Annotated in this window: 1 protein-coding gene; it reads right to left on the bottom strand. The window is 63.0% G+C overall.

Going from position 1 to position 886, the window contains the following annotated elements; all coding sequences use genetic code 11:
• The coding region (locus MMF94_RS43180; protein WP_241043299.1) for a complex I subunit 1/NuoH family protein at window positions 1-886 on the bottom strand (886 nt) is incomplete at both ends.

The following is an 886-nucleotide window of genomic DNA, read 5'->3' as shown; positions in this document are numbered from 1 at the left end:
GTGTGGGCACCGTCAGGTCCAGCGGTGGCACCGGGTAGTCCGAGGCCAGCTCGATCACCGGCTCCTCGACCTTGCGGTCAGGCACCAGGAACGCCACCACCAACACCACCGCCAACCCGATCCCCACCGCCACCAACAACGTGGTCACACTGCCCGTGCCACTCGTGCGATACGTGCGGATCGCGAAGATGATCAAAATCCACAACAGGCTGCCCGGGACCAACACCTTCCAACCCAGGCGCATGAACTGGTCATACCGCAACCGCGGCAACGTCCCCCGCAACCAGATGAACACGAACAAGAAGATGAACGTCTTGATCAAGAACGCCACGAACTGCAACCACCCGTTGGCATTGAGGAACGACAACGGCCACGGCCATTGCCCACCCCCCAAGAACAACGTGGTCGCCATGGCCGACACCGTCACCATGTTCACGTACTCAGCCAGGAAGAACAGCGCGAACTTCAACGACGAATACTCGGTGTGGAACCCACCCACCAACTCCGACTCCGCCTCCGGCAAGTCGAACGGCGCCCGGTTGGTCTCCCCCACCATCGCGATCACGAACACCACGAAACTCGGCGCCAACAACAGCAGATACCACCCACTGCCCTGCGCCGACACGATGTCCGCCGTCGACAACGACCCCGCATACAGGATCACCCCGACGATCGAAAGCCCCAACGCGATCTCATACGAGATCACCTGCGCCGCACTCCGCAACGCCGCCAGCAACGGATACGGCGACCCCGACGCCCACCCACCCAGCACGATCCCGTACACCCCGATCGAGGAGCACGCCAGCACCACCAGCACACCGACCGGCAGGTCCACCAACTGCAACACCGTCGGCTCGCCGAAGATCGACACCTCGCCACCGAACGG

Source organism: Pseudonocardia alaniniphila, assembly GCF_022524485.1.
In the GTDB taxonomy this organism is placed as follows: domain Bacteria; phylum Actinomycetota; class Actinomycetes; order Mycobacteriales; family Pseudonocardiaceae; genus Pseudonocardia; species Pseudonocardia alaniniphila.
The sequence above is the reverse complement of the archived record's forward strand: the minus strand, read 5'-3'. Positions and strand labels throughout refer to the sequence as shown.